The sequence below is a fragment of the Nostoc sp. WHI genome (genome assembly GCF_015714725.1).
Taxonomy (GTDB): Bacteria; Cyanobacteriota; Cyanobacteriia; order Cyanobacteriales; family Nostocaceae; genus Nostoc.
Genome location: NZ_WBKM01000343.1, coordinates 1 through 15,825, shown reverse-complemented (window position 1 = coordinate 15,825; position 15,825 = coordinate 1). Strand labels below are relative to the sequence as shown.

24 protein-coding genes and 2 pseudogenes are annotated in these 15,825 nt (G+C 43.0%); 19 read left to right on the top strand and 7 right to left on the bottom strand.

Annotation, left to right across the window (positions count from 1 at the left end; translation table 11 throughout):
• Positions 1–245: 245 nt before the first annotated feature.
• The 7 genes from F8S12_RS35065 (at position 246) to F8S12_RS35035 (ending at position 4,301) form a co-directional block, all read left to right on the top strand.
• On the top strand, positions 246–683 hold the full coding sequence (locus F8S12_RS35065) for a DUF1257 domain-containing protein (protein ID WP_196519444.1): 438 nt from the start codon (positions 246–248) through the stop codon (positions 681–683).
• Between the two features lies 1 nt (position 684).
• On the top strand, positions 685–1,134 hold the full coding sequence (locus F8S12_RS35060) for a DUF1257 domain-containing protein (protein ID WP_196520863.1): 450 nt from the start codon (positions 685–687) through the stop codon (positions 1,132–1,134).
• Between the two features lie 2 nt (positions 1,135–1,136).
• Positions 1,137–1,343, top strand: a complete 207-nt coding sequence (locus tag F8S12_RS35055) for a DUF2997 domain-containing protein (protein WP_196520861.1) — start codon at positions 1,137–1,139, stop codon at positions 1,341–1,343.
• Between the two features lie 106 nt (positions 1,344–1,449).
• Entirely contained in the window at positions 1,450–1,635 is a 186-nt protein-coding gene (locus tag F8S12_RS35050; RefSeq protein ID WP_230968492.1) for a hypothetical protein, read from the top strand.
• Positions 1,632–3,254: an AAA family ATPase gene (locus F8S12_RS35045; RefSeq protein WP_196520859.1), complete on the top strand. Its 1,623-nt coding sequence runs from the start codon at positions 1,632–1,634 to the stop codon at positions 3,252–3,254. Before F8S12_RS35050 ends, F8S12_RS35045 begins: the two co-directional genes overlap by 4 nt.
• Before the next feature lie 125 nt (positions 3,255–3,379).
• Positions 3,380–3,727: a hypothetical protein gene (locus F8S12_RS35040; protein ID WP_196520858.1), complete on the top strand. Its 348-nt coding sequence runs from the start codon at positions 3,380–3,382 to the stop codon at positions 3,725–3,727.
• A 13-nt stretch (positions 3,728–3,740) separates the two neighbouring features.
• On the top strand, positions 3,741–4,301 hold the full coding sequence (locus tag F8S12_RS35035) for a WGR domain-containing protein (RefSeq protein WP_196520857.1): 561 nt from the start codon (positions 3,741–3,743) through the stop codon (positions 4,299–4,301).
• A 231-nt stretch (positions 4,302–4,532) separates the two neighbouring features.
• Here F8S12_RS35035 and acpP read toward each other — a convergent pair whose 3' ends face one another.
• On the bottom strand, positions 4,533–4,769 hold the full coding sequence (gene acpP / locus F8S12_RS35030; RefSeq protein WP_196520855.1) for an acyl carrier protein: 237 nt from the start codon (positions 4,767–4,769) through the stop codon (positions 4,533–4,535).
• 361 nt (positions 4,770–5,130) lie between these two features.
• Here acpP and F8S12_RS35020 point away from each other — a divergent pair.
• The 3 genes and pseudogenes from F8S12_RS35020 to F8S12_RS35015 form a co-directional block, all read left to right on the top strand.
• Positions 5,131–5,616: pseudogene (locus tag F8S12_RS35020) on the top strand (DUF4082 domain-containing protein); the annotation flags it as partial.
• Between the two features lie 117 nt (positions 5,617–5,733).
• A pseudogene (locus F8S12_RS42555) lies at positions 5,734–5,826 on the top strand (PEP-CTERM sorting domain-containing protein); the annotation flags it as partial.
• 96 nt (positions 5,827–5,922) lie between these two features.
• Positions 5,923–6,066 (top strand): hypothetical protein, encoded by a 144-nt coding sequence (locus tag F8S12_RS35015; RefSeq protein WP_196520871.1) that lies wholly within the window; start codon positions 5,923–5,925, stop codon positions 6,064–6,066.
• 87 nt (positions 6,067–6,153) lie between these two features.
• Here the strand turns inward: F8S12_RS35015 and F8S12_RS35010 are convergent, their stop codons facing one another.
• The 5 genes from F8S12_RS35010 to F8S12_RS34995 form a co-directional block, all read right to left on the bottom strand.
• Positions 6,154–6,915, bottom strand: a complete 762-nt coding sequence (locus tag F8S12_RS35010; RefSeq protein WP_196520851.1) for a DUF6748 domain-containing protein — start codon at positions 6,913–6,915, stop codon at positions 6,154–6,156.
• Positions 6,916–7,112: 197 nt separating this feature from the next.
• The gene (locus F8S12_RS35005) at positions 7,113–8,330 is read right to left on the bottom strand and encodes a hypothetical protein (protein WP_196520850.1); all 1,218 of its coding nucleotides are present in this window, start codon (positions 8,328–8,330) and stop codon (positions 7,113–7,115) included.
• A 104-nt stretch (positions 8,331–8,434) separates the two neighbouring features.
• Entirely contained in the window at positions 8,435–9,388 is a 954-nt protein-coding gene (locus F8S12_RS35000) for a hypothetical protein (RefSeq protein WP_230968491.1), read from the bottom strand.
• Positions 9,304–9,858, bottom strand: a complete 555-nt coding sequence (locus tag F8S12_RS41330; protein WP_230968490.1) for a hypothetical protein — start codon at positions 9,856–9,858, stop codon at positions 9,304–9,306. The genes F8S12_RS35000 and F8S12_RS41330 overlap by 85 nt, the downstream gene beginning before the upstream one ends.
• A gap of 171 nt (positions 9,859–10,029) precedes the next feature.
• Complete coding sequence (locus tag F8S12_RS34995) at positions 10,030–10,344, bottom strand: helix-turn-helix domain-containing protein (protein WP_196520867.1); 315 nt, start codon at positions 10,342–10,344, stop codon at positions 10,030–10,032.
• Between the two features lie 509 nt (positions 10,345–10,853).
• Between F8S12_RS34995 and F8S12_RS34990 the strand changes: the two genes are divergently transcribed.
• From F8S12_RS34990 to F8S12_RS34975, 4 genes are all read left to right on the top strand, one after another.
• Positions 10,854–11,540 carry a hypothetical protein gene (locus tag F8S12_RS34990; protein ID WP_331001482.1) on the top strand — a complete coding sequence of 229 codons (687 nt, stop codon included), beginning with the start codon at positions 10,854–10,856 and terminating at the stop codon, positions 11,538–11,540.
• Positions 11,541–11,619: 79 nt separating this feature from the next.
• Positions 11,620–12,051 carry a hypothetical protein gene (locus F8S12_RS34985; RefSeq protein WP_196520849.1) on the top strand — a complete coding sequence of 144 codons (432 nt, stop codon included), beginning with the start codon at positions 11,620–11,622 and terminating at the stop codon, positions 12,049–12,051.
• Between the two features lie 135 nt (positions 12,052–12,186).
• Positions 12,187–12,447, top strand: coding sequence for a hypothetical protein (locus F8S12_RS34980; protein WP_196520848.1), 261 nt, complete (start codon positions 12,187–12,189; stop codon positions 12,445–12,447).
• Positions 12,448–12,464: 17 nt separating this feature from the next.
• Positions 12,465–13,244 (top strand): ERF family protein, encoded by a 780-nt coding sequence (locus F8S12_RS34975; RefSeq protein WP_196520846.1) that lies wholly within the window; start codon positions 12,465–12,467, stop codon positions 13,242–13,244.
• A gap of 49 nt (positions 13,245–13,293) precedes the next feature.
• On the opposite strand, the gene F8S12_RS34970 is transcribed toward F8S12_RS34975, so the two are convergent.
• Positions 13,294–14,067 carry an Rpn family recombination-promoting nuclease/putative transposase gene (locus F8S12_RS34970; protein WP_196520844.1) on the bottom strand — a complete coding sequence of 258 codons (774 nt, stop codon included), beginning with the start codon at positions 14,065–14,067 and terminating at the stop codon, positions 13,294–13,296.
• Between the two features lie 49 nt (positions 14,068–14,116).
• Between F8S12_RS34970 and F8S12_RS34965 the strand changes: the two genes are divergently transcribed.
• From F8S12_RS34965 to F8S12_RS34945, 5 genes are all read left to right on the top strand, one after another.
• On the top strand, positions 14,117–14,590 hold the full coding sequence (locus F8S12_RS34965; protein WP_196520842.1) for a hypothetical protein: 474 nt from the start codon (positions 14,117–14,119) through the stop codon (positions 14,588–14,590).
• A gap of 6 nt (positions 14,591–14,596) precedes the next feature.
• Positions 14,597–14,791: a hypothetical protein gene (locus F8S12_RS34960; RefSeq protein WP_196520840.1), complete on the top strand. Its 195-nt coding sequence runs from the start codon at positions 14,597–14,599 to the stop codon at positions 14,789–14,791.
• 8 nt (positions 14,792–14,799) lie between these two features.
• The gene (locus F8S12_RS34955) at positions 14,800–15,000 is read left to right on the top strand and encodes a hypothetical protein (protein ID WP_196520838.1); all 201 of its coding nucleotides are present in this window, start codon (positions 14,800–14,802) and stop codon (positions 14,998–15,000) included.
• Between the two features lie 266 nt (positions 15,001–15,266).
• Complete coding sequence (locus tag F8S12_RS34950) at positions 15,267–15,482, top strand: hypothetical protein (RefSeq protein ID WP_230968488.1); 216 nt, start codon at positions 15,267–15,269, stop codon at positions 15,480–15,482.
• Between the two features lie 33 nt (positions 15,483–15,515).
• Positions 15,516–15,800, top strand: a complete 285-nt coding sequence (locus tag F8S12_RS34945) for a hypothetical protein (RefSeq protein ID WP_196514600.1) — start codon at positions 15,516–15,518, stop codon at positions 15,798–15,800.
• The last annotated feature ends 25 nt before the right edge of the window (positions 15,801–15,825 follow it).

The following is a 15,825-nucleotide window of genomic DNA, read 5'->3' as shown; positions in this document are numbered from 1 at the left end:
TTGCAACAAAAGATGGATGATATTCGCGCCAAACTGCTTGATGAACAACGCAATCTCCAACAGCTAGCGACTGGTGACGTGGGACTGTCAAAGGCTACCGTGATGTCGTTTAAGTTCCGGTAAAAAATAGACTTGAGTGATTCAATATCGTTCAAGTCTTTAAAATCACCAATACTTTCGGTTAAAAGTGCGTTGTCATCATCTCAGTATTCACAGCGCACAATACTATTTCTTAAGGATAAACTATGTCACACTTTTCTCAAATTGCAGTCAAGTTTAAAGACCAATCGTGTTTAGTTGAAGCTCTCCAAAGACTGGGCTTTTATCCCCAAATTCATGATAAACCAGTGAATTTGTACGGATATCAAGGGGACAAGCGAGAGCAAGTAGCTCACATTGTTGTCCCTCGCAATCAAATTAGTTACGACAGCAACGACCTGGGATTTTACTGGAACGGGTTTGAATACGAATGTCTCATTTCGGAGTTTGACCAACGGTGGGGACAAGCGGCACGGGACAAAGGACTAGGATCACAGTTCGTACCAAAGTTGCAAGAGCAGTACATCAATTTATACCTCCCAAAACTTGCTACGCAACTCGGAGGTGAAGTAGTTGCTCTCGGTTGCAACGGCTCTGTCACTACTGTTCGGGTATTATTGCCGACTCAAACTATTAGGAGATAAGATGTCACATTTCTCAACCGTTAAAACCAAGCTTGCTAACCGTGAATGTCTGGTACAAGCTTTACAACATTTGAAACTGAATCCGCAAGTTCACGAAACAGCACAATCACTAAAAGGATACTACGGTGGCTCTCAAGGACAGAGCGCTGAAATCATCGTATCTGGTCGCACCATAAAAGCCCGTGCAGACATCGGTTTCAAATGGAATCAGTCAAGCGGCGTGTACGAGGTAATACACGACAGTTACGAAACAGTTCCGAAGCTGGGCAAAGACTTTTTCAGCAATAAACTAATGCTGGCTTATGGACAACAGATGGTGAGAGCCAAAGCCGCCGAGTTACAAGAAAGGTTTGGTGAATGTGCGATCGCTGAAGAAACTAACGGGAGTGTGCAAACCCTACGCCTAACCTTTGCCGGACATCAGGAAGTTCAACAGTACGTGAGGAGATAAATATGGAACGTTCAATACTGATTCATTTCGACAATGCTACAGGTGAAGTTCGAGTGGAGGCTGAGGGATTCGAGGGCTTGAGTTGTTTATCAGCTACGCAACCATTTGAATCCGCGTTGGGGGTTGTAGAAGGGGATCGCATCTACAAAGAAGAATCAGCACCACAACTTCGGGCTACGAACAGCAGCCAAACACGTTTACGTCAGTAATCAACATGGGGGAATCAATAAGTTCCCCCCCAAAACATCATGAACGAATTAGCTAAAGAATACCCGTTTGTTCATATTTACGCACAACAGAAAACACGCTTTTTCCGTGATCATCAAAGCAAATACTGAAGGGCTGTGTGTGCTTTTGAATGCTTTAATTTCTGCCATTGCTCAATCAGAGCGCAATGGTATAGCTGAGGTTTTTGACGGCGATGCCGAAGTTTATGAAGTAGTCGTGAGACTTGTTAATACTCACGATGAACTAGCTCCACTACCTTATCAAAAACAATGAAACTCTCAAATCTGCTCTCCACGCTTGATTCACAAATCCCCATCGCTGCGGTTGATGTGCTGTCACCCGATGAGGCAACTATCATTCAGTGGTTGACTACCGTTGCTAAAGAAAAACTCAACAGTCCGGTATTCTTCTGGAATTTGGGAGTATCCAGCCTGGAGCAATGCCTGATTGCTGAAGATGGTGGGCTGGTGTTTAAGCCAGTATCAGAATACAAAAAACCGCCTCATGCAGATCCAATACTCTTCGTTTTCGACTACATCAATAACTTTGATGGTGCTGGCGTGTTTATTCTGGGAGACATACACCCCTTTGTTGGCAAGAATTCCCCACAGATGAGTTGGGAAATCTTGACCAGAGTGAAAAACCTTTACCACCGACTCAAACCTACAGAAAAACGGATCGTGCTGCTGGGTCAAAACATCGAACTACACGATTCTTTGGTAAGGCTCATACCCTACTGTGAAGTGCCACTACCCACCATTGACCAAATTCAAGACCACTTGGAGTCATATCTGGTTTTTCTTGAAGAATCTGCTACTGTTCAGGATGTCACATTTCGGGTGTTCCTAAATTACGAAGAAAAAGAAACCTTTGCACGGGCAGCGCTGGGATTAACGCTAGAAGAAGTCAGCGATTTTCTGAGGCTAACAGTCAAAGAGCGCTTGAGCCGAAATGGTATTTTAATTGATGCCAGCGTTACGCCTCTAATAGTCGAGTACAAAACCCGACTTCTGGCTCAAATGGGCATTGAGTTGGGCAAACCAGCGACTATCCCATTCGGTGGACTGGATTTACTGCGCGAGTGGTTAACTCGGCGGCGGCGACTATTCACCCAAGAGGCGCGATCGCTTCATCTGCCACAACCTAAAGGTGTGCTGCTGGCGGGACCGCCCGGAGTTGGTAAAAGTTTACTTGCTAAAAACATTGCTACTATTCTCAACCTACCACTACTCCAGCTTGATATTGCCTCGATGCTAGGCAGTCTGGTTGGTGAATCTGAGGGCAATGTCCGCCGTGCTTTGAAAACGGCAGAAGCGATCGCACCCTGCGTTTTATGGGTGGATGAAATAGAGAAAGCCTTGTCCGGTAGTGGCGATAGTTCAGGAGTTTCCCAGCGAATTTTGGGAAATTTGCTTACATTCATGTCTGAGTGTACTGCTGGCGTGTTCGTTGTAGCAACGTGTAACGACCCATCTGCACTGCCCAGTGAGTTGAAACGGAAAGGAAGATTTGATGAAAATTTCTTCGTTGATTTGCCCAGTGAACCAGAACGCTGCCAAATCCTGAAAATTCACCTGGAGCGTTTTGGTATTGCGGTCGAAGACGAATATCTGGAAGCGATCGCTGCTAACACTGCAAAATTCTCAGGAGCCGAACTGGAAACCCTAGCAGCAGAAGCAGCACTGCTGGCATTTGATGAAGGACGACCGCAGCAGGTAACGCTTGCTGACCTCGAAACCTGTCGTCAAACCATTACCCCACTCGCAATTCAGGATGCTGCGGCAGTCGAGCGTATGCAATCCTGGGCATCCACCGCACGACCGGCTAGTAGTCCTGTGGTTGCGGCGAAAACTCAATCTTTGCGTGCTGCTAAGTTTCGGAATCTGAACTGATGAGAAACCGATTGCCTCCTGATTATATGGGGGCGATCGCCCCCGATTCATAGCGGGTACGCCATCGCTCTTTCTTTTAGTAATTGATAGCAGCTAATTAACATAGTTAATAAGGCGAAGAAAACATGACAACAGACTTAGTTACTTATTACGGGCAGACTCCAACCATTGACCAACTGGTTGAGAATTATGGCGCATATTTGGAGAAATTAGACAGAGAAACCAAATTGTTGCTTCGGACGGTGTTAACAAATTATGTATTTATGCGAGAAAGGCATGAGCCGAGCAGTTACACATTAATAGAAGCTTCTAGGGATGCACTTTTTGTCACATTTATTGGTATGGATACGCCACAACTTTTGGTAGATATTTGCTCACAATTAAATGGGCTAACAACACACGAAGCGGAAACAATACTTGAAGCACTACAACATCAAATTAGATGGGGCAATGCCCGTCAAGCCGTGAATTGACAGGGTAAAAAACATGGAAATCTATTTAGTTTTTGTTGATGCTATCCAGAACAGCAATAAATTCTGGTCTGCCAAAGTCGAAGATAGTAACTTAACAGTACAGTGGGGCAGAGTTGGTTATCAAGCGCAAATCAAAGTCCACACATTAGGCAATCATCAGAGAGCGGTTAGTAAATTTAACAATCTGGTAGCCGAGAAAAAAGGTAAAGGCTACCGCGAAAGTCAGTCAGAGATTGATGCTAGCCGCAGTGTTGTAGACATTAGACGAGCTATTCAATTGTTGAATATTATCCGTCCGTCCGTTGCTCTCCAGAATTTTGGTGATACTTACATATCTGCTCTTAATGAGTATCTGAAAATTGTCCCAACACCTTTGGGGATGCAGATAAATTATCACAGAGTTTACCGCACAGTAGCAGATATTGACTATCAACAAGAGTTACTCAATTCTCTGTTAACGACACCTGCACCACAAGCTGTTGCGGTGGCTGCTGGCCATGCCCCTGAAGCAGCAGCAGAACTCAAGGTAATCAGTCTCAAGACTATCAGCAAGAACTTCTGGCGACATTTATAAACGAATTACCATCAAACTTTTTGATGAGTTTGGTGGTAATCATTTAACCATTATCAAATAGAACAATGAAACAACCCTGCAAGGATTGTCCATGACAAAAATCCGTGAGATATACACTATCGCCTGAAAAAGCGCGTGGTATTTTACATGGAATTACTCATGACAAAGCTTTTCACTGCCACAAAACAGTAGATTATTCTAATTCTCTGTTACCAGCTTTTCAATTCAAACTTATGCTTGGTAAGAATTTATGTAATCTATAGCTGCTTGTACTGTAGTAATTTTTTCAGCTTCTTCATCAGGAATTTCGGTCTCGAATTCTTGCTCAAGTGCCATAATTAGTTCAACACTATCTGTTTCGTCAGCACCTAAATCTTCTACAAAACTAGCACTGTTGACAACTTCCTCCTGCTTTACACCTAGTTGTTCACCAATGATCTTCTTGACTCTTTCCTCAATAGTACTCATAACTAATGACTTGTGTAACTTTCTATCAACTGTGTGGTAGTTACCAAGTTACAGCTTATCAACAGTCAAATCAAGGGTTATTACAAAATATCCTACTTAACCCACTTTTCCCACTTGTCCAAACAAGTAATTCTGTAGCTAAATATACAATTATTAATTTGTTGCTACTCTTCCCAATCCACCAACACCCCATCTACACAACCAATTCCCCACTGCGGAAACTTCGCCACCAATTTCTTGATCACAATCTGTAAAGCTGGGTCATCATTCCAACACTCCAGCAAGAAATCAAACCCCGAATTCGCTGGAAATTGTTGGCATTTTAAGTATAAAAAAGTTACATTTTTGTGGAGGATATCGAATGTTAAATGTTTATCGGAGAAATAGGATCGTGACCATCGTAAATGTACTAAAAAAGTTATCAATAGCTTCTCCTTTCATCCTGACAACAGCTTTAGTTTCTGCACCATCTGTATACGCATCTGAAGCGATACAGACTTTGACAGGTGGATCTAACTTCCCAGCTTTTAATGGTACAAATCAAACAATCGGTTGGTCATTTACTGCTAATGACAACCTCTCAGTTACTGCATTAGGTTTTTACGATCAAACTCCTGCGAATCCTCTATCACAATCCCACTTAGTTGGGTTGTGGACATCAGACGGGAATTTACTAGCTTCAACAACTGTTCAAACCACCAGTCCACTAACTGAAAGCTTTCGTTACCAGGATATTACCTCAGTCAATCTTCTTGCTGGAATGTCATACGTTATTGGTGCAGCAATAACTAGTCCATTTAGTGATATTTATACTGTTCCGGGATTTGTAAATACGGCTCCAGAAATTACTCTCACCGGTAGCGCCAGAAATGGTTCATCTCAAGGCTTTAGTTTTCCTTCAACCCTGACAGCAGGTAATGGTAGGATTGGCCCCAATTTCAAATTTGATGTAGTTACCCAAGCGGTTCCCGAACCCGCCTCCCTGATTGGTATCTTAGGCTTAGGTGCTTTCGGTATCACGTCTCTTCGTAAACGTAAGCAACTAGTTACAGAATAAACGAACGGACAGTAAATAGGACTTTATGTGCTTCTTTGCCTCTCCCTTGGGCGTGCGCTGGGGGAGGCGCTTCGCGCTATATACTACGATTGTAGTATGCAAAAGCAACTTCGCCTTGTTGCTGATGTTTTTTATGATCAAGGCACTGAGTTTATCAAGTTCACCAATGGCAAGGAAATGTTGGTAGAGACGGCGTGGCATTGGGAGTGGGAACGAGTGCTGGAATATGCTAGTAGTTGAAGTGCGATCGCTCTTAGGGTTGCCGTAGGCATCGCTCCCACACCGCTTGTCTATTTTGGGAATTATTTTATCTGAGCTAAAATTCTTTTACTTTGGTTCCACTCTCAGATAAAACTGTGTACTCACAAACTTAGTATCTCTCTTGGTTGGATCTACGTTTTCTACTACCTCAGTTTTACCTACAGCAATCAAACCTTGACCGAAAATTTCGCTTGTTGCTGCGTCAAGTTGTTTTTGTGTTGCACCCGTTTGACTCAAATCGATTGATGAAACTTGAGAAATCTTCGGCTTATTTAGAACCAGATTATCTGTGGAGAAGCAAGGAGTTGTGATGCAACGAATGCCATTGTCTTTAAGTCCTACAAAAGTACCTTTTGCCGGGGAATTTGTCACGGCATAGAAGGCTTCTTTAACTCTCAAATTCCCAAACTCACCGAATCCAGGAAATTCCACTGGAACTATGTTACCTCTGAGGATCACACGGCTACCATCATCATTTTGGATTTTGACCAGTTCGTAAGCCGATACTTTCAGGGAACTCCAATCAATTGCAGACACATAGCATTCAGAGCGAAAAACGCCATCAACGCAAGGAGTAGCTTTCAAGTTGACCTGCTTGATGAAATATCCCCCGCATATAGGAGAAACACATTTGCGAAAATCTCTTCGTACCGTGTAATATCCCCACTGTGGAAACTCTTGATTTTTAACAGTGACCGCAACAGAATCAGTAGTCTCTGGAGCAGAAATATTTTGCGCCGATACTTTGGAGAAAAATCCGTTGCTAACTATTATTGCACTTAATAGAGGAATAATTGAGTATTTGTACTTAAATGATTGTTTGTTCATGGTGACTTGGGATTTTATTTCAGATTCAATACTTTTGTTAAGAGCAAACTTAATAGAGTTTCTAGCCAAAATTGGCAAAATTACCCATACATTAAGCTCTTAGTTGACAATGTAGTTAAAACACCAGAAGGCTCATATTACAGAGAACAGGTTAAAAAAATCTTACAGAAACTTTAAAGGAATTTTAAGGACTATCGCTAGTCATTCCACTCAATCAGCATACCATCCACAATCGCAATCCCCCACTGCGGAAACTTCGCCAGCAACTTCTTGATTATGATCATAAGTGCCGGATCATCACTCCAGCACTTTTGCAAGAACTCAAACCCCAGATTCTGCCCCGAATTCGCCGCAACTTTCAGTTTTTGCATCCGCTCCGGTCGCAGATTTGACCTCGCTACAATCGCTTCATGCGACCATTTTTCAGGATTGGGGGCAGGCGCGGCGGAACAAGCGCCTTCATGAACTGTTTTGACTTCTACACCTGAAACTGAATTTTCAACCATCAATAAAGCAGAATAACCTTGTTCTACTTGCTCTTGTGTTTGTTCGGCGATCGCTGAACTTGAACATTTTTCATTTCGTGCAACGGGCGCAGCGGAACAAGTACCTTCATGACAGTCCCTCTGTTCAACACCACAATCCTGGTTTTCAGCCAACAACGAAGTGAGATTACTTTGTGCAACATCTACAAGCGCCAGCGTCGTGCAGTCCATTGCCACAGGCAAGTCTTTCTCTTTCTCTGACACGCTTTGAATAGACTGAGGCGACGCGACCCCCAAGGGAGTGATCGCCGTTTCCTCCAAGTGCAAATTATCGCTTTGCGTGTCAGAGACACACCTCACAATCTCTTTTGAAGAGATTGTGAGGTGTTCCTGAACAGTTCGTGAGGGTTCACAGAACCTTTGATCTGACTGACTTTGACTAGAGATAGATGCTTTATACAAAGCACCCATTTCTTCAGAGCCAGCATCTATCTCTGAATCCCCAGCATAAGATTCTCGTTTTTCAGCATTTGGTTCTCGTTTTTCAGAATTTGGTTGCTGATTTTCACAATTGGCTTTCTCCCAAAATTCCTTCATTCGGCTACCGTGTAAATTCTGCACCATCCACTTCACTGTCTCCCGGCCATCCTGAATCGACTTATCGGGTTTGAAAATGAACAGACCACTGTCGGAGAGAATTTTCTTCGCAGAGATAAAAGTACTGTACCCCAAAGCACTTGTTAGCGCTATCCATCGAGAACCGTAGGGGTCAGCTGTCCAGCACTCCTGCCACAATTGCGTTACCGATGGCTTTTGCTGCGAAGCCCATAACATATCTTGAATTGGGATAATCACATGAAGCCTTTTATATGAGGATTCCTTCTTGCTAGCAGCTTTTTTGGGCTTGGGTCTTGTAATAGTTGCAGTCATTTACAATCTCCTGTTTATGTTGACACACCGAATTTTCCCTACAGCGATTGCAGGGTTTGGTATTTGTATTTGTTTGTCTAAAAAGTTACCGATATACCGAAAGTCTATTGAGGTTGCCAGAATCGCAACTCATTCAAGAAATACCTGCTTGTTTTTTTACCTTCATTTTTCCAATGATCCCAAGCAACCAGCACCTCGCCCTCGCCCAAATCCTCCACGACTTCACCCCTGGCGTTATACAAGGTGAAATAAGGATCAGCGTAGGCAACGATAGAACCGACTTGGATCACGGGAGGATGAGACGCAATTTCCAGGGCAGCGATTAATTCTGTTTCCTCGGTGGTAAGTTCGGCCCAGTAGTCCTGTTTAATCACCTCGTACTCTTGCGCCACTGCCCAATAGTCCTGCCACGTACACCCAGGTTGTAACAGCACCTGCCGAATATCAATAACCGCTTGGGGCAACATTGACAATTGCTCGGCTCGATAAGCGATCGCAATAGGCGTTGGTTCACTCCCCAGGATTATCGCCGCAGCTTCAAGCGCTTGGGTATTGTTCATAGCACTGGCAAGATTCTTCAACGCCATGCCCATCAACCGTAAACATTCCTGTGCATTCTCTTTAGGCGGTTCAACAGCTAGCGATCGCAAATCAATAGTTTTCTCCAGAGCTTGCTTCACTTGCTTGTTCAACGCTTTGGTCGCTTGCTGGGTCATCGTATTTCCCCACTGTTGAGAAGGGCGCTGTTCAACAGCGTTTTCCAAATCCTGAATGCGCTGCCTAAGCTGTTGATTCTCAGTTTCCAACTGCCATAGTGATTCCATTTCGTCTAGGCGCTGCTGTAACTGGATATTTTCTTCTTTCTGTTGTTTGAACAGTTGTTGCAAGGATGATATTTGTTCAGTTACTTGTTCTTCTGCTCTGGCTGTGGCTTCTGAAAGCAAGCCAACCCTCAAATCGTGCTCCAGTCGCTCTAACTCCTGTTTATGGCGTTCTTCAATAGCAACGATCGCCTCAGAATATTCTTTTGGGTAAGTCCGCTCATTTGATTCGTACACAATTGCGTTTGACTTTCTTTGCTTTTTGTGGTTTGTTTAACTGTTGGTGCGACTTGCTGAACTGCTTTGGTGAAGTCAGCCGCAGTGGGGAAGGGCTTTTCTTTGGCTGCGATCGCTACAGCTTGCTCTAACTTATCGGGAGTCTTGACCAGCTTGAGCAAAGAGCGAGTTTGAGAGGGTTTAGTAATCTTTTCCTTGAGTTCTTCTGGCAGAGTATCAACTACTTTCTTCGCAGACAGCAAATCTCTGACCCGGCGATATCCCCCGTGTTTGGTCAATTCACTTTCGCAATAAGCTTCAAAGCTCTTGTGTCCACCATCTTCGTAATAGCCTTTGTCTCGCATCAGTCGAAGTTCATCAGATGCTTGCCATTCAAATCGGTCAATGGCGGTGAAGGTTTCGTGGATACTGGTGTTGAGGTTGGCGTAATCAAGTGCTGATGTTGTTTCGGAACGGTTTAGTGTCAGCATATTTTTTGCCCACTATGGAGTGCTGGAAACAGTTAGGGTTTCATGAGCGCCAAAGTGAGTATTCAGCTGATCTGCAAGTCATACCAAAAGTATGTCAGCATTGTAATTGGCTCACTTTGTCGTAAACGGATTGAGCAGGCGATCGCAGTGCTTTGACCGGCAGCGATCGCTTTATGCTGCTATATCCTGCGGTTGGGAATTATCAGCCTTAGATTTTAGATATTCCCTTACAGGGATTGGCTTAACTTTATCTTGTTCTTCTCCTGTGGTATCTGTGTTGTCATCTGGGATAAAAACAATTAAATCTCCAGGTTGGCATTCAAGGGCAATGCAGAGTCCATTAAGTCTTTCCCCAGTCAATCGAGGCATTTCATCTGTTCTTCTCAATCGATGAACAGAGTTTTCGTCAATCCCCAAAGCTGCTGCTAGGTCTTTATTCCTAATACGCTTTTTTGCCATTATTTCATTTAACCTCCAAGCAATCATTCGCTTGTCCATGTGACACCTCCATTAGTTTAATCCCCGTCTTGCTTTGATAAATCGACTTTACGAATACTCATTATTATATATGGTCACAAATTAATTAAGCTACGCTTAAAATAAATAATACTACGTTAAATGTAGAAAAAACCATTTTAGATACTTGACTTTCTCCTACGTCTCGCGTAGTATTATAAATATAAAGGAGGAAATAAGCGCAACGCCTCCTGTAAATAAAGATGCGCTTACTACAGAACCATGACAGCACAATCCAGAGTGACCGCTTGATGAGTAGTCGAGGCACTGGCACAACCAGAGAAGGCGAGGGGTACACAGCCGGGAAATGGATTTGCACTGAATAAAAAATTACCAGCAGGACGACGAACGGCAGTTGAAGCCTTTGAAGTAGTCGTACACGTCGCCTGATACGCTGTATCTCCTGTTTCGGTAATACTCAAGTGCCACTGGCTTTGAGCCGCAAATATATGGCTACGCCAAATCTTTTTGAGATCGTTGTGCTAAACCACAACGTTGTTTGCACACATAACAAAAGCGATCGCCCTCGTCTGGTAAACAAAGCGATCGCCTTTTCCCCGATTAAGGAGATTTCTATTATGACGTATACAACACATACACAGCAAGCAATTCCTAGTTATTTTCGTGATGAGCAAGCCCTAGCTCAAGCAGAACTATACACCCACCTCGAATCCCAAGCCGAAGCTGTAGCCCCAACCCAAGACCCGTTAACATCTCGTGACCGTCGCATCATTAGCGAGATTATCCAGGTCGAACCCGAATCAGTGCGTACCATCTGGAGCGAAGGCGGAATCACCGTATGGGTGAAGTTTGTAGGTGGCGGACGGCTAGCCTTTGATCGGGACTGGTTCGCTACAAGAGTTGCAGAGGTCAAGGCAACGCTGCCAGAAACCCCACGAGAACGGAATCAACGCTTGGAGACAGAGTTGAAAGAAGCTTGTGCTGTTTTCGGTTTGTATCACGGCGAAATTGATTATCTAGTATTCAGCACGAAAGTCTACCGTCATGGGCATTTTGTAGGCTTCATTGGGGCTAACGAAGACGGCTGGTATTCCAATCCAAGGAAGTATGGTTTGGATCGGTTTGCCAACAGTGCTTCGGAGGCGATGCCTACGGCGAGCTACGCTAACGCATTCTTGGGAGTTCAACCAGTAGTAGCAGCGTAGTACTTGGCATTTTAAGGGCGATTGCTTCCTTAAGAGAACTGCGATCGCCACCACATTGTAATCATCAAAAAATACAATCATGGCACAAAGTACAGCTTGTAACCTCTCACTTCTTGATCCGGGTTTAGATGACTGCCAAGAAAAAACTCTGCTGCCTCCAACAGACCCCGATGCAGAGGTCATGGAAATTCCTGGCTATAAACTAGTCTATGTCAATGGAGCTTGCCCTAGAATCTATCGAGTATACAAAGCTCACTCGATGATTGGAGTGATATTTCAACACATTACTCACTGGTCTAACGGAGTGGATTCTATTCGATATGCCGAGTCGGTTCATGCAGCAGTCGGGTTGGATAAATTTTTGAAGGTGGCGAGGATATCAACAACGGCTACAGAACAGCAACCCTCAGAAGAAGAGTTGCTCGATAAAGAATTTGACGCACTGACGAGTGACGAGTGGCAACGGTTAAAGAGATACGTGCCACAAGCGAAAGATTTAGTTGCAGCGTAAGGAAAGAGGTGGGCAGCAACGCCCACCTCCTCAAAAAAACTGTTTTTCTTAGCCTGACAAATATAACAACGTCAGGGATAGAAATACTAAAACAATTTAATTCATGCTACTTATATTTAGCAAAACGGACATCTTATGAAATTCACTACTGTATCTGTTAGCTACTCCAGAAAATTCAATCTTGGCGATTATGAATCACTAGAACTGGGTTGTTCTTTATGGGCGCAAGTAGAAGATGGGGAAGATGCTGATGGAATAATACAATTTCTCTATCATCAAGCTAAAGCTTCGGTAAAACAAGCGGCAATGCCTGTACTGAAAGCTTCAGAGTTTCAGATAAATAAAGCTAAATCTAGCAAAAAAGTGTCTGGTGATATTAACGAAAGTGATTGGTAAAAGTTTGGAGCCGGACAATGCAAGAATTAATCAAAGCTTTAATCAAGGCAAAGGCAGAGTTTAACCCCATTCAAAAAGATGGGACTAATCCTCACTATAAACGCAAATATGCAACACTAGATGCTGTATTAGATGCTGTCACTCCTGCGCTTGGTAAACATGGATTGGTAATAATTCAAACCACCGAAATCTTTGAAAGTAAAACTGTGCTACGGACTCATATTTTTCATGAATCTGGAGAGAATATCACCAGCACTTATCCTTTACCTGAAGTTGGTGACTCTCAAAAGTTTGGTGCAGCATTAACCTACGCGCGTCGCTATGCTGTTTGTGCAATTTTATCGGTGACGGCAGATGAAGATAATGATGCTGAAGGCATTGCTACTCCTAAAAAGGTTGAACAACCCCAAAATAATATTAGACCCCGCAAAGATAATCAACATTCTTTAATTGAGCCAACAAAACAAGCTGTAATTCCGGCATCAATCGACCCGAAAGATTTGCGAGTCAAAGAAGTTCGCACACTTTTAAATTACCCTTTGGATTTAGTTAAAGAATGGCTGCATTCTCGAAATGTTACGAGTCCGAGTGAGCTTGATACTACCAAAATTGACGAATTAGTGAAAACTATGTGTTTGGCTTGGGCAGATAATAAGTTTGGACACGCAAATCATGCTGTTAACTCTTATCAGAAACACGTAGTTGATGCTGCGGTAAGAGGCGTTCCAGAAATGTCAGCGATTCAATATTGGGTAAATCATGTACTCGAAGAAAACCTAGTGGAAGTTGGAAGGTAATTATGGGGGATATGGCAGATTCAGTACAGCAATAGTATCAAAATTACTTTTAATTCTCAGATTCTCCCTGGTGTAATTGTTGCACTACTTCTACTGATAAACCAGTAATCCGAGCGATGGCATCAACAGTCATCCCTTCAGCCAGCATATTGAGAGCAATTTGACGGGCTTTTTTATCGCTCCCTTCTTCTTCACCTTCGGTTTTAATTTGTTGGTAAATCACAGACTCGCGCATTATGTCCTTCCTAAATAAACGTTCAATTACTTCTTGTCCTAATACTAACCCAGCCAGAATTGCAGAGGCTGCGGCAATATTACTTTGTGTCCGCCGATCAACAATTTTGTCAACAGCCGCAGCCTCCAGTTGCAATGTCGCAATTTTGTCCTCAGTAGCACTCAAAACCGCAAAGGGCAGTAATCCTGGTGTGGACAAAAATATCTCTTGGGGTTGCTCCCACAAACGAATCACTGAAAATTCATGCCTTAAACTTCCAGCAGCAAAGGTGGTTTGATACACTTTATCAGATGCGGTCTTATCTAAGTAAATTACCACTTGGTGCATTCGTTTATTGGGAAAACGGCGATACACTCGCAATCGGTAATCAGCCATCCGAAAAGGCATATCTTCATCGGGCTGGGTCTGGAATTCAATGTGGAGAACAACTTCATCTGATTGCAACAATATTAAGGCATCAGCACGAATCGGTTCTAAAGACAATTCTGTAGGACTTAATTTGGTTAAAGTAATAGGTTCTCCTAACAACCAAGTAGCGAAATCAGGAGAATACATCTCAGCGATGAATTTGCAGGTGTTATCAAACATGAGCAAATTTTATCAGAAGATGAGCTACTTCCAGCAATTAAGGAAAATTATGACTACTAAAGCTACGAATATCAATCTCTCTTCACCAAGTTTAGTTCTGGACACTATTTTCACCTGGAAAGGTGCAGGACATGAACTACAGCAAAGTAATCCAAAGTACTGGGATAGCATTTGTCAACTGCGAATTTATCAATCTTACTCTATGCCAAGCATTATCATTTGCTCGGATTTAGATGAAGAAGACACGGGGACAAGTATCACTAACTCAGTCGAAGGGCTAGCTACATTGATTTGGCGACAATACCACAATCAGGAGTTGTCACCTCATCGTTGTTTGGGGCATGGTTTTCTGTTCATTGAACATTATCCCCGCAACAAAAGAAGTAAACGAGACAAAGAGCCAGAAGATTTTTCTTTAGTGCAATTTAATTGGGATGGTCAACGTTTTAGTCAACCACGTTGGAGTCCTTTAACTTCAAGCATTGTACTGTCCTTCATTCAACAGCATCAAGTCAAAGATTAATAAAAAATGTTCAATCTTCCACCAATTAATTCAGTTGTCAAAGTCATCAAAGCACTTACAGAAAAAGACCCCAGATTAGGGCAAACAGGTACAGTAATCCAGTATTCAGCACACGGCATGGTTTGTGTTCATTTCCCAGATATGCCGCGTGGACAGGGAATTTTTTTCAATTCTCATCATTTAAAAATCGTCGAGTCATAGGAAGCATTATGCCGAGAAAATCAACTTACTCTACCCCTACTGACCATTCACATCAATGTTTACAGTACCTCCGACTTTGTGGCGGCAGCGCTCGGTTATGCACTCTCAAGTTTAGTCTTAGCGTGATTCAAACACTAGTCAATCGAAAGTTGGTGAAGATTAATAATACTGGTGCAGGATTTTTTGTTGAATTGGAGGATACTAAATGAAAACACAGAAAGCGACTTATCAATCATCCTTGCCTTCAAACAGTCGTAATAAATTAGTTCTACGCTGGACTCGAAAAAGATTCAACCCCAGGATTTTCACTGACCGCATCATAAAATGCCAACCCTAATACAATCACTAACTATTGGGAGCGCCAAAAGAATATTTGCTTGGGTGCAATGTTGCTTAGTTGTTCGGTATTCTTGGGCAGTTCTCTAGTCAGAGCAAGTTTCAGTATTCAACGAGATAAATTTTAGGGAGGGAAACAATGATGGAAATTAAATTAACTACATCAGAAATTAGAGCCATTTTACAAGGCTGTCAATATACGTTGCAGCTTGTGGGGAGCAGTAAGGATTATCGCAGGCTTCAATCATCCGAGTACTTTTCTACATCAAATGATGTGGTATTAAACGATGCGTTCAATGTTTTGGGAGAAATAGTGAACGCAATTGATGCTGTACAACAGGCAACTCAACAGTAAATAGCAAGAATCTAAATTTAGAGGATCAACAAAATGACATTGACTTTGGACAACCGCTCTCAAAACAAAGAATCGCCCCTGCCGCAATGCTTGCGTCAGATACAACAGTTAAACTCCAAAATTGCTGTGTTAGAGCAGCAGCATCAAGATTACGTGCAGAAGCAACAAAATCTGATTGCTGCCATCGCTGAAATCTGTGTTTCTCCAATGCAGGAAATACAAGCGCTGCGGATTCTGATTTATCGGGGAGAAACAGCCTGTCGGCAGTACTTGCGTTCAGTGTTGGTCAAACAAAGTCAGGCTTCTATCAAAAAATAAGGGAGGCAAAAATGTCAAATGTTGT

Bases quoted from the DNA above. Each gene is read 5' to 3' on its own strand.
- F8S12_RS35015 (WP_196520871.1), top strand. From the start codon at position 5,923: ATGCAAAAGCAACTTCGCCTTGTTGCTGATGTTTTTTATGATCAAGGC.
- F8S12_RS34960 (WP_196520840.1), top strand. From the start codon at position 14,597: ATGTTCAATCTTCCACCAATTAATTCAGTTGTCAAAGTCATCAAAGCA.
- F8S12_RS35055 (WP_196520861.1), top strand. From the start codon at position 1,137: ATGGAACGTTCAATACTGATTCATTTCGACAATGCTACAGGTGAAGTT.
- F8S12_RS34985 (WP_196520849.1), top strand. From the start codon at position 11,620: ATGGCACAAAGTACAGCTTGTAACCTCTCACTTCTTGATCCGGGTTTA.
- F8S12_RS34970 (WP_196520844.1), bottom strand. From the start codon at position 14,067: ATGTTTGATAACACCTGCAAATTCATCGCTGAGATGTATTCTCCTGAT.
- F8S12_RS35040 (WP_196520858.1), top strand. From the start codon at position 3,380: ATGACAACAGACTTAGTTACTTATTACGGGCAGACTCCAACCATTGAC.
- acpP (WP_196520855.1), bottom strand. From the start codon at position 4,769: ATGAGTACTATTGAGGAAAGAGTCAAGAAGATCATTGGTGAACAACTA.
- F8S12_RS34955 (WP_196520838.1), top strand. From the start codon at position 14,800: ATGCCGAGAAAATCAACTTACTCTACCCCTACTGACCATTCACATCAA.
- F8S12_RS34980 (WP_196520848.1), top strand. From the start codon at position 12,187: ATGAAATTCACTACTGTATCTGTTAGCTACTCCAGAAAATTCAATCTT.
- F8S12_RS35035 (WP_196520857.1), top strand. From the start codon at position 3,741: ATGGAAATCTATTTAGTTTTTGTTGATGCTATCCAGAACAGCAATAAA.
- F8S12_RS35010 (WP_196520851.1), bottom strand. From the start codon at position 6,915: ATGAACAAACAATCATTTAAGTACAAATACTCAATTATTCCTCTATTA.
- F8S12_RS41330 (WP_230968490.1), bottom strand. From the start codon at position 9,858: ATGCTGACACTAAACCGTTCCGAAACAACATCAGCACTTGATTACGCC.
- F8S12_RS34975 (WP_196520846.1), top strand. From the start codon at position 12,465: ATGCAAGAATTAATCAAAGCTTTAATCAAGGCAAAGGCAGAGTTTAAC.
- F8S12_RS34965 (WP_196520842.1), top strand. From the start codon at position 14,117: ATGACTACTAAAGCTACGAATATCAATCTCTCTTCACCAAGTTTAGTT.
- F8S12_RS34950 (WP_230968488.1), top strand. From the start codon at position 15,267: ATGATGGAAATTAAATTAACTACATCAGAAATTAGAGCCATTTTACAA.
- F8S12_RS34995 (WP_196520867.1), bottom strand. From the start codon at position 10,344: ATGATTGCTTGGAGGTTAAATGAAATAATGGCAAAAAAGCGTATTAGG.
- F8S12_RS34945 (WP_196514600.1), top strand. From the start codon at position 15,516: ATGACATTGACTTTGGACAACCGCTCTCAAAACAAAGAATCGCCCCTG.
- F8S12_RS35005 (WP_196520850.1), bottom strand. From the start codon at position 8,330: ATGACTGCAACTATTACAAGACCCAAGCCCAAAAAAGCTGCTAGCAAG.
- F8S12_RS35060 (WP_196520863.1), top strand. From the start codon at position 685: ATGTCACATTTCTCAACCGTTAAAACCAAGCTTGCTAACCGTGAATGT.
- F8S12_RS35045 (WP_196520859.1), top strand. From the start codon at position 1,632: ATGAAACTCTCAAATCTGCTCTCCACGCTTGATTCACAAATCCCCATC.
- F8S12_RS35065 (WP_196519444.1), top strand. From the start codon at position 246: ATGTCACACTTTTCTCAAATTGCAGTCAAGTTTAAAGACCAATCGTGT.